Origin of the sequence: Kribbella turkmenica (assembly GCF_004348725.1) — a bacterium.
In the GTDB taxonomy this organism is placed as follows: Bacteria; Actinomycetota; Actinomycetes; order Propionibacteriales; family Kribbellaceae; genus Kribbella; species Kribbella turkmenica.
The window spans coordinates 1-9,943 of sequence record NZ_SMKR01000225.1 but is presented as its reverse complement, the minus strand read 5'-3'; the positions used below and the strand labels follow the sequence as shown (position 1 = coordinate 9,943).

8 protein-coding genes are annotated in these 9,943 nt (G+C 70.7%); 1 reads left to right on the top strand and 7 read right to left on the bottom strand.

Translation table 11 applies throughout. From position 1 onward, the window contains the following. Nucleotides 1-213: 213 nt before the first annotated feature. The 5 genes from E1218_RS32830 to eccCa are packed head-to-tail and all read right to left on the bottom strand — an operon-like array spanning nucleotide 214 to nucleotide 8,359. Complete coding sequence (locus E1218_RS32830) at nucleotides 214-1,545, bottom strand: hypothetical protein (RefSeq protein WP_132326940.1); 1,332 nt, start codon at nucleotides 1,543-1,545, stop codon at nucleotides 214-216. Between the two features lie 51 nt (nucleotides 1,546-1,596). After that, nucleotides 1,597-2,919: a type VII secretion integral membrane protein EccD gene (gene eccD / locus E1218_RS32825; RefSeq protein ID WP_132326939.1), complete on the bottom strand. Its 1,323-nt coding sequence runs from the start codon at nucleotides 2,917-2,919 to the stop codon at nucleotides 1,597-1,599. A gap of 28 nt (nucleotides 2,920-2,947) precedes the next feature. Continuing rightward, nucleotides 2,948-3,997, bottom strand: coding sequence for a DUF6177 family protein (locus tag E1218_RS32820; protein ID WP_132326938.1), 1,050 nt, complete (start codon nucleotides 3,995-3,997; stop codon nucleotides 2,948-2,950). 1 nt (nucleotide 3,998) lies between these two features. Continuing rightward, nucleotides 3,999-4,403 (bottom strand): hypothetical protein, encoded by a 405-nt coding sequence (locus E1218_RS32815; protein WP_132326937.1) that lies wholly within the window; start codon nucleotides 4,401-4,403, stop codon nucleotides 3,999-4,001. Beyond that, nucleotides 4,400-8,359 carry a type VII secretion protein EccCa gene (eccCa, locus tag E1218_RS32810; protein ID WP_233712629.1) on the bottom strand — a complete coding sequence of 1,320 codons (3,960 nt, stop codon included), beginning with the start codon at nucleotides 8,357-8,359 and terminating at the stop codon, nucleotides 4,400-4,402. The genes E1218_RS32815 and eccCa overlap by 4 nt, the downstream gene beginning before the upstream one ends. Nucleotides 8,360-8,559: 200 nt before the next feature. Here eccCa and E1218_RS32805 point away from each other — a divergent pair, with 200 nt between their 5' ends. Next, a complete protein-coding gene (locus E1218_RS32805; protein WP_132326935.1) occupies nucleotides 8,560-9,408 on the top strand; it encodes a hypothetical protein in 849 nt (282 codons plus the stop codon). 55 nt (nucleotides 9,409-9,463) lie between these two features. On the opposite strand, the gene E1218_RS32800 is transcribed toward E1218_RS32805, so the two are convergent. Further along, nucleotides 9,464-9,739, bottom strand: a complete 276-nt coding sequence (locus tag E1218_RS32800; protein WP_132326934.1) for a hypothetical protein — start codon at nucleotides 9,737-9,739, stop codon at nucleotides 9,464-9,466. Next, the coding region (locus E1218_RS36375; protein WP_233712628.1) for a hypothetical protein at nucleotides 9,739-9,943 on the bottom strand (205 nt) is incomplete at its 5' end. The genes E1218_RS32800 and E1218_RS36375, both read right to left, overlap by 1 nt.

Sequence of the window (9,943 nt, the reverse complement as noted above, 5' to 3'; positions counted from 1 at the left end):
GCTGTGCGGTGGGCGGGGCCATGGTGTCATCGCTCATGAAACTGGACCTCCAGGAGCTTCCGCTCGAAGTAGTTGAACGCTCTGCTTCTTTGGTTTCTACCCCACCCACGCAAACGTCGGGGCGGATACCGGGACAAACGACCGGACCACCCGAACGGTTCAGCTGTCCGGGAAACTTTCCGGATTCAACCGGCGCTTGAAGCTTCCGGTGCGTCAGCCGGCCGTCCGGGTGACGGTCTCGACCACCCGGGCAGCGAGGTCCAGGACAACCCGGCGGGTGTCCGACTGGAGCTGCTCGGTGTGCAGTGGCCAGGACTGGGCGATGTGCGCGTCGAACGGCAGCACAACCGGCTCCATGCCACGCTGACGGAACGCCTCCACCAGCCAGCCGGCGGACGCGGGGTCGACATTCTCGACCACGGTGACGACCACGATGCCGCGGGTGAGCAACACGTCCTGACCGCCAGGTGTCAGCTGGTCCAACTGCGCGAGGCAGTAGTTCGCCACGTGCTGCACCGAGGGGACCACCACGACGGCACAATGCCCGGAGCCCGCCATCTCGGCGCTGATGTCGTCGAACAGGCCACCCGGGCAGTCGACCACGGCCAGCCCGACATCGCGTGCCCCCTGGCCCTGCGCCTCCGCCAGCGTCGCGCGAACCGCGTCGGCCGTGCCCTCGCTGCGGAGCAGGGTGACGCGCTCGATCGGGCCGGCTCCGACGGAGAACTCGAGTCGCCGGGACAGCTCGGCCCCTCCCGGGTCCGCGTCGACCGCGACCACCCGGTCGGAGCGCTGCGCCGCGAGCATGGTGGACAGCAGCGCGGCGACGGTCGACGTACCGCCGTTGGTGACCGGGCTCAGGACACCGACGCGGCGCATGATCGCGATCGGCCGGCGGATGGTGGCGATGTTGTCCACGTCGCGCTGCATCCGGCCCGAGGCGCCGACCAGGTACGCCGCTTCGGACGCGATCCGGCGGAACCGGTCGAACACCGAGTCACCCTGCTGCGGCATCGGCGTACCGATCTGGTCCGACTGCGGAGTCGGCTGGCCCCAGCCGTCGTCCTGCGCCGGAGGTCCCTGTCCCTGGTACGGCGGCTGGTCGTAGTAGTCCTGGTGCGGCACCTGTCCGGGGTGATGCTGACCCTGGGGTGGGTACTGCTCGCCGTACTGCGGATGGAACTGCTGCTCGTACGGCCCCGGCTGGTAGGACGGTGGCGGCTGTTGGTAGCCCTGGGCCGGCGGATACGGCTGCTGATACTGCTCCGGCGGGTACTGCTGGGGTGGGTACGGGGCCTGCTGGTACGGCGGGTAAGGCTGCTGCTGGTAGGGCAGCTCCGGCGGGTACTGCTCTGCCGGGTACTGCTGAGGTGGGTACTGCTGCTGGTACTGCGCAGGCGGCGGCTGCTGATACGGCCCCGGGTGCTGCGGCGGTGGCCCCTGCTGAGGTGCGGGTTGAGTCGGCGGACCGCCCTGCCCGGCGGGTGCCGGTGCGGGCGGGTTGTCCGGGCGATCCGGGGCTTCGGCCGATGACTGCTCCGCCATCTGGCGCAGCATGTCACCCTGCCAGTTCGATTCAGTCATTCCATCCGGTCGTCAGAACGCGTTGAGCAGGTCGGAGTAGACGCCGAAGACTCCCAGCGCCAAGGGGACTGTCACGATGATCGCCCCGACCTCAAGATAGTCGAGCAGCTGTGTGAGCCGCGCCCGGACATGCTCCGCCGGTGCGAAACTGAGACCGAACGCGCAGAACATCGCCACCAGCACCAGCAGCCCGAGCGCGATGAACGCGCCGCCCTGACCGTTCACCGCCGCGATCAGCACACACCCCGACACGATCGTGAACGCGGCCGCGAACAGGACGGCGACCTCGCTCACCAACGGGTACAGCCGCGACCGCGACGCGAGTAGGAACGCGAGCACGAGGGCCAGCGCGATCGCCCAGCCACCGCCCTGCCGCAGCAGCATGATCCCGGCCACCGCGGACGACACCCCGATCGGCACGACGGCGAGCGCCAGGCCGAGGTGGGCGGCGTTCAGCGCGCTCTGTACGTCGCCGCGCATGATCTCCTGACCCGCGGCACGCCGGTCGTCGAGGCCGGACAACCCGGACAACGCCAGCGCGAGCCGCGGCAGCAGCCCGAGCAGCAGCACGGCCAGCAGGGCCGCGAGCGCACTTGTGCGGTGCGCCTCGAGCCCGGTGCCCGCACCGATCATCCACACCGCGACGAACAGCACCGACGTCGCGCCCGCGACGACGCCACCACCGGCCACCCCGGCGGCCGCGAAGAACATCGGGCCGAACGCCAGACACAGCGCCCCGACGGTGATCACCAGCCCGGGCTCCCAGCCGGCGTCCAGCGCCCAGAACCCGGCGGTCAGCGCGAGGACGACGGTCGCCACCGTGACGAGCGGGATCGCGACCACCTGGTTGCCGGACCGCCCGAGGGCGATGCCGATGAACGCACAGATCGCCGCGAGCACCACCAGGATCACCCCGGTCAGTGCGTTCGGTGCCGCGACCAGCAGCGAGATCGCGCCGGCGACGACCGAGAACACCAGCCCGGCGCCGGCCAGGATCCGCCGGTGCGACGGCTTGAACGTCGACCCGCGGCGTTTGAGGTCCTCCACCGCTTCCTCGGTGACGTCGTACACGTTCGGCGGCGGGGGCAACTCGCCCTCGGCGGCCAGCCGCAGCACCGAGCCGTCGATGATCTGCGCCGAGGACAGAGTCCCCTCCGGCGGCACCAGCACGCCGTTCGCGGTGGTCAGGAAACGTCGCTGCGGGGTCGGCTGCAGCGGCTCGTCGAGCAGCCGCAGCAGGTCCGGGAGCAGGATCCCGAGCGGCTCGTCCGCCGGCAGCACGGCGTCCATCCGCTTGCGCTGCCCGATCACCGTCACCCGGCTGTACATGCCCATCCCGCAATACTCCTGTCGTGCGTAGTCGTCACTTCCGGCCGGCCAGCGCCTCGGCCGGGACGAGCTTCTTCATCAGCGTCGCGTACTTCTCCCAGTCGCGCGGGTCGCGCCCGTTCCCGATCGGGTACCAGATCGCCGGCGCGTGCGCGGGGCCGATCGCCAGCGCCCGGCTGATCCCGTCGACCTTCACCATCTCCTGGACGCTGGACGCCCGGACGGCCTCGTTCCCGGCGGCCACCCCGACCGGGCAGCCCATCCCGACGAACCGCGGCCGGTACGTGCCGTCGGCCTCGCCGTACGACCCCATCACCATCGCCGAGATCAACTCGAAGTCGTCGGCGATCTCGTCGATCCACTCGCCGACTCTGTTCACGTCCGGGAAGTCCATCCCCGGCTGGGCGACCGCGAGCGTCAGCGTCTCGTCCACTCCGGACCGGATCCGGCGGGCCTCGAGCGTGCCGACCGCCGGCCGGAACTCGGCGCCCGGCTGCCCGGCGAGGATCAGCCAGGTCGGCTCCGGCGCCCGGTCCCGGCAGTACTCCGTCAGCGCCTCCGCGCTCCACGGCTGGGTCACCGGCTCCGACGTCGACCAGCCGGCCGGCCCGCTGCCCGTCGTCGCGGTGAACAGCCGCTCCGCGACCCGGCCGAGCACGAGGCTGTCGACCGGCTTGTGCCGGACCCGCACGGTGAACTGCAGCTGGCCGAACGGATCCTCCTGGATCACGAAGTCCGGGTGCAGGTCCGAGTTCGGCTCGCCACGCTTCGCCGTCGACCGCGCCAGGAACAGCTCACCGTTCCACTTCAGCCGTACGCCGTTCAGTCCGTCGTAGTACTCGCCGTCCTCGCCGGTCACCACCCACTTCGAGTACGCGCCCTTGAACAGCGTCGACCGGACCGGCCAGGTCAGCCGGGCGCCCTTCGGAGTCACCAGCTGCACGTCCCGCCCGGCCGCCTTCGCCGACGTCAGCGCGTCACTGAGCCAGGCCGACATGCCGATCACCGGACGGTCCTGCATGACGACGGCGACCTTCTCGGTGATCAGGTCGACGCCCGGGCTGAAGATCAGGTCGTTCGGCATCTCAGTCGGTTCCCTCGTTTGCGCTCTGCGGGCTCTCGCTGCGGGCGGTCTCAGTGCCCGCGGACGTCCAGACCTTGCCGCCCAGCCGGTTGATCAGCGTGGTCGCGTACTTCTCCGCGACCTCGCGAGCACCGTCCCGGGCGCTCGCCCGGATCTCCACCCACCAGGCCGGTGTGTCCACCGTCCCGACCGACGTACCGAGCATCCGCTCCACCTCGCCCGGCACCTGGATCAGCAGCGGCAGCTCGATCGAGACCAGTGGCAGGTTGTCGTCACCGCACAGCTGGACGACGGCGCCGCCGCTGACCGCGCGGACCCCCAGCTCGTCCCCCGCGGCGGCCAGCCCGGCCAGGACGTCTTCGCTCGACGGACGCCCGTCGACAAGTGCCACCAGGTCGTAGGTCATCTCGCTCCTCCGCTGCTCTGGCTGACGGCCTCGATCGGGTCTGCCATGGCCGTCTGGACCAGCTGTGGTCCGTCGCCCCGTCGTACGAACAATCCGCGGCCCGGCGGGTAGTCGCCCGGGTAGGCGCCGGTGAAGAGCTGCCCCTCGCTGCGGTCGCCGGACAGCACCAGACCGGCCGCTCCGGACTCCATCACCGCGGACAGGAACGGCTCGTACATCTGCCGCGACGCACCCGAGGCGCGCCGGGTCACGATGAAGTGCAGCTTGATGTCGCGGCCGGACGCGACGTACGGCAGGAACGGGTCCATCGGCGACTGACCGCCCGACGTCAGCAGGTCGTAGTCGTCGGCCAGCACCACGATCCGCGGGCCGCCCTGACCGGCCTCCGGGATCGCGCCGGTGTCGTCCGGCATCCGCTTCGCCAGCTCCTGCGACACCCCGCCGGCCAGTCCGGCGGCCACCCGGCCGGTCGGCGCGTAGCCACCGACGTACGCCTCCGGCACGAACTCCCGCAGCCCGCGCCGCGGGTCCATCACCGCGAACACCAGCTGGTCGGACGTGTGCCGCTCGATCAGCTGCTGGACGACGAGCCGGACCATGTTCGTCTTGCCCGAGCCGCTGTCGCCGAAGACCACCAGGTTGGTGTCCCGGCCCGCCAGGTCCAGGTACACCGGAGCCAGCGCGCGCTCGTCCACACCGATCGGTACGACGGCCGGCTGCCGGACCTCGTCGGCCACCTGGTCACGCGGCAGCTGCAGCGGCAGGATCCGGATCCGCGGGGCGCGCGGGCCCTGCCACGTCGACCGGACGGACACCGCCTGGGTCTCGAGGATCTCGGACAGGTTCTCGTCGTCGGCGGCCCCGTCGACCCGCGGCAGCGCGAACTGGGCGTACAGCTTGCTGCCCGGCACGAGCATCCGCCCCGGACCGGCCTTGCGCAGCACCTCCTGCAGCCGCCGGTCGATGTTCGAGTCGGACGGGTCGTTCAGCCGCAGCTCGAGCATCGTGCCGAACATCGCCTGGTTCTGCATCCGGACGTCGTTCCAGCGCATCATCGACGCCACGATGTGCACGCCGTAGCTGCTGCCCCGCTGCAGGATGTCGGTGATCGGTTCGTCGAGCTCGTCGAACGTGGTCCTGATCGCGCCGAAGTTGTCGATCACCAGTACGACGTCCGCCGCCGGCAGCTCCGGGATGCGGCCGGCCGCGTGGTCGTCGCGCAGCGCCTCCATCGTGTCGATGGCGTGGCTGCGGAACACCCGCTCGCGATGGTCGATCATGCCGCGGATCTCCTCGACCGTCCGCCGGATCCGCTCCCGGTCGGTCCGCAGCGCCACGCCGCCGACGTGCGGCAACTCCGACAGCGCCTGCATCCCGCCGCCCGCAAGGTCGAGCGCGTAGATCGCGACCTCCTGCGGCGTGTGGGTGTGCGCCAGCGAGGTCACCAGGGTCCGGAGTGCAGTCGTCTTGCCGGACTGCGGACCGCCGACGATCGCGGCGTGCCCGCCGGCCCGGGTCAGGTCCAGCCGGAACACCTCCTGGCGCTGGTTGGCGGGGTCGTCGACGACCCCGACCGGCGGCTTCATCTGCGGCACCCGCACCGCCAGTTGCAGACCGCGGCCGTCGACGTAGTCCGCGCGACCGCCGAGGGCGTCCAGCGTGCAGGCGGTCGGCAGCGGCGCCAGCCAGATCTTCAGCACCTGCTGGGCGGCGCGGCGCACCTGGTCGACGAACACGTTCAGCTCGGTCGGCCCCGTCGTCCGCGCGGTCGCCTTCGCCTGCGCGACCGGCTGCCTCGCCTCCAGCTCTGCCTCGGACAACTGGTACGGCGTGAGCTCCAGCGGCCGCGCCTCCGTGCCCTCGTCCTCGATCACGTCGTCCGTCGGCGCGACGTACGGACCGGAGACGTACGCCGCCCGGAACCGCTGGTACACGCTCGTGTCGACCTTGAGGAACCCGAAACCGGGCAGCGGCGGCAGGTGGAACGCGTCGGTGGTGTCCAGAACCGTCCGGCTCTCGTCCTCGGAGAACGTGCGCAGACCGAGCCGGTACGACAGGTAGGTCTCCAGACCGCGCAGCTTGCCCGACTCCACCCGCTGGCTGGACAGCAGCAGGTGCACGCCGATCGACCGCCCGATCCGGCCGATCGACAGGAACAGGTCGATGAAGTCCGGCCGCTCGTTCAGCAGCTCACCGAACTCGTCGATGATCACGAACAGGTGCGGCAGCGGCGCCAGCTCGGGCTTCTGCTGCCGGTGCAGCCGGTAGTCGGTGATGTTGGCGACGTTGCCGGCGTCCTTCAGCATCTGCTGACGGCGCAGCACCTCGCCTTCCAGACTCTTGTACGCCCGCTCGATCAGGCTGGCGTCGTCCCGCAGGTTGGTGATGATGCCGGCCACATGCGGCACCCGCTCGAACGGCGCGAACGACGCACCACCCTTGAAGTCGACCAGCACGAACGACAGGTCCTCGGGACTGTGCGTGGCCATCAGCGCCATCACCATGGTCCGCAGTACTTCGGACTTGCCGGAGCCGGTCGCACCGACGCACAGGCCGTGCGGGCCCATACCGAGCTGGGCGGACTCCTTCAGGTCGACGAGGACCGGCGTACCGCTGTCGTCGACGCCGAGCGGCACCCGCAGGAACGCCCGGTCGGCACGTGGCTGCCACAGCTGGTTGAAGTCCAGCCTGGCGATGTCGCTGATTCCGATCAGGCCCATGAAGTCGACGTCGTCACGCTGTGCGTCCTCGTCGAGCGACTCCTCCGACAGCCGCAGCGGAGCCAGCTCCCGCGCGATCCCCTCGGCGACCGGGGCCTCCATCCGGTCCACCTGTCCGCTGGCGACCATCGGGTACTGGCCGCGCAGGTCCTCGATCCGGACGTCGTCCCCGTACGCCGTGATCCGCATCGTCACCGAGCTCGGCTCCTGGAGCCGGTCGGCGACCAGGTGGAGCACGGTGACGCCGAGCTCGCCGGGGACGAGCGAGTCGTCGGCCTGTGGGCGGACCTCCGCGGCGACGTCGCCGTACGTGTCGTGCAGGACGAGCAGGCGCCGGGTCAGCCGGCGACGGTCCTCGAAGTTCACCGAGCCGCGGCGCGACTCGGTCGCCCACTGGACCCGCTCCCCCAGGTCGTCGGCGAGCAGTTGCGACAGCTTCAGTGGAGTCTCCGCGATCCTGCGGAACGGCAGCGCCCCCTGCCGGCGCTGCGGATCCTGGACGTGCGGGAGCCAGTTCATCCACTGCCAGTCCGGCACCGCCGCGGGCGGGAAGCAGGCCGCCATGGCCACGTCCTCCGGCGCGTGGAACACCGCCGTCTGCGCCAGCAGCGACCGGGCCACCCGGACCACGCTCTCGCGGTCGCCGACGATGCTGACGTTGCCGACGTGGTCGAGCGGGACGGTCAGCGGCATGTCCGGCATCAGCGTGAACCGGCGTACCAGCGCGTGCGCCTCGGCCATCATGAACTGATCCGGCGGCTCCATCGCGGAACCGGACTGGCCCACGACCGCAGGCACCACCGGCACCCGGCCGCTGCCGCACCGAGGCTGGAGGAAGTCACTGTCGGTACGGCGCCGCTCCCACAGCCGGGACACGTCCGCCACGCAGTCGAGGAGAGCGTCCGGCGGAGGGTTCAGCTCGAGCGCCTGGGCCCGGGCCTTGCGCTCCTCCTCGGAGAAGTCGTCCCGCATCCGCTCGAGGTAGTCCAGGTAGCGGGTGCGCTGGTTCTTCCGGTCCTTGCCGCCCCGGCCCCGCGACGCCAGCATGCCGCCGACCGAGCCGACCAGGGTCAGCCCCAACAGGCCGATCCCCACCATCACCATCGGGCCCGAGCGGCCCATCGTCATCATCGCGACCGAGCCGACGCTGCCGACCATCGGCAGCAGCATCTGCAGGGCCCCGCCGCCACCTCCACCGCCGCCAGCGCCGGAGAGTGTCGGTGCAGGCTCGATCACGCGCTGCTGCTGCACCCCGGGGGCAGGTGTGCGCCGCGCCGGGCGGTGCACGATCCGGCTTGCCACTAAGGTTTTCCTCCGCTGGACCAGCCCGCGGTTGCGCGGGGGACTTCGTACTACTTACCGACGGACGTGCGAGACACTGTAGTGGTGGGTGAGGTCATCGGATGACGGGCACGAACGATTCCACGGTCGTGGAAATGATTGCGGAACTGGCTCCGATCTGGTTGCCGGGCTGCGTCGTCGACCCGGAGCAGCGCACGGTCGAGGTCGGCTGGGGCCGGGGCGCGCTCCAGATGTCCGCGGTCGTCGGTGTCGGCGAGATCGTCGATCGTTGCCGTCAGCTACCGAAACGGCGCTGGCCGGAGCAGATCGAGAGCTGGCTGCGGGCGGTCGTCGCCGAGGGTGAGCTCGCCACCGACGAACACCGGTACGGCGACGTCGCCGAACGCCAGCGGGCCTTGCTGGTGCAGCGCGGCTGGTCGGCGCGAACCGCCGGCCCGGTCGCCGACGCGCTGCTGCCCTTCGGTGACCACTTCGAGGTGGTCGTCTTCATCCGTACCGGCAGCGAGTTGCGGCGGCTGACCGTCGTACGGCGTTCTATGCTCGGGCTCGGCGATCCCGGCGTACCGTCACCGGTGCGGCTCACCCTGGCGGAGATCGCCGGGCTGGAACCGCGGGAGCAGAACGGGATCTCGATCCTCAGCCGCGACGGCGACCCGCTGGTGTCGATGGCGATCGTCGACCGGGACAACTTGTTGCCGCAGGCATCCATCGGCGCGGGGGTGCTGATCGGCGTACCGCGGCTGAGCACGGTCGCGTACTGCCCCGCCGACGCCGGCCAGGCCCGCGCAGACGCCCTCGCCCGCTGGGTCTCCGACAGCTACCGCGGCGCCCCCGACCAGTGCTCCCCCGACCTGTTCTGGCTCCAGGGCGACCAGATGGTCCAGGTCCCGGTCACGCTCGCCACCCCGCCGGCCGCCGTACTCCCGCCGGCTCTGAAACCCCAACCCCGGAGAACCTGGCTACGCCACCTCTTCGGCCGCTAGAGCAGGTACCTCGGCGGCGACCGGCCGACGCGTGCCGTCTTCCGACCCGTGCTGTCTACTTCGACGGCGACGGGCTGACCGGGCCGGATGTGGTCGCGCTGTGCGTCGGCTGCTGCTTCTGCTTCTCCTCGGCCTGCGCCGACTTGAAGTACGAGACTCCCGCGCACCCCGCACAGGCAACGGCCCCGATCATCACACTCGCCAGCACCTTGCCGGTCTGCTCGTTCAACGTGTTCTTGGCCCGCTCGGCCCCGAACAGCCAAGCCTCCCGCAACCGCCGCCGCCGAACCGCCACCGACTCGATGACCTGCGTCCCATAGCTCCCGGACATCAGGCGGGCACCCACCCACGCCACCGATCGGCATCCGGCTCGTCGATCGTCGTACCGGCAGTGAACTCCTGGACACCCCGCCCCGGAAGATACGCCGCGATCAGCAGATCGAGATCGTGGCACAGCAGCATGGCCACCTCCGGCCGCGCCTCGACCAGCCGATCGAAAACCAGCCGCGCTTCCTTCATCTGCACCGCCTCGTCC

Excerpts from the sequence above, each read along its gene's own strand:
- E1218_RS32815 (WP_132326937.1), bottom strand. The coding sequence starts at position 4,403 with ATGACCTACGACCTGGTGGCACTTGTCGACGGGCGTCCGTCGAGCGAA.
- E1218_RS32830 (WP_132326940.1), bottom strand. The coding sequence starts at position 1,545 with ATGGCGGAGCAGTCATCGGCCGAAGCCCCGGATCGCCCGGACAACCCG.
- E1218_RS32820 (WP_132326938.1), bottom strand. The coding sequence starts at position 3,997 with ATGCCGAACGACCTGATCTTCAGCCCGGGCGTCGACCTGATCACCGAG.
- eccD (WP_132326939.1), bottom strand. The coding sequence starts at position 2,919 with ATGGGCATGTACAGCCGGGTGACGGTGATCGGGCAGCGCAAGCGGATG.
- E1218_RS32805 (WP_132326935.1), top strand. The coding sequence starts at position 8,560 with ATGATTGCGGAACTGGCTCCGATCTGGTTGCCGGGCTGCGTCGTCGAC.
- E1218_RS32800 (WP_132326934.1), bottom strand. The coding sequence starts at position 9,739 with ATGTCCGGGAGCTATGGGACGCAGGTCATCGAGTCGGTGGCGGTTCGG.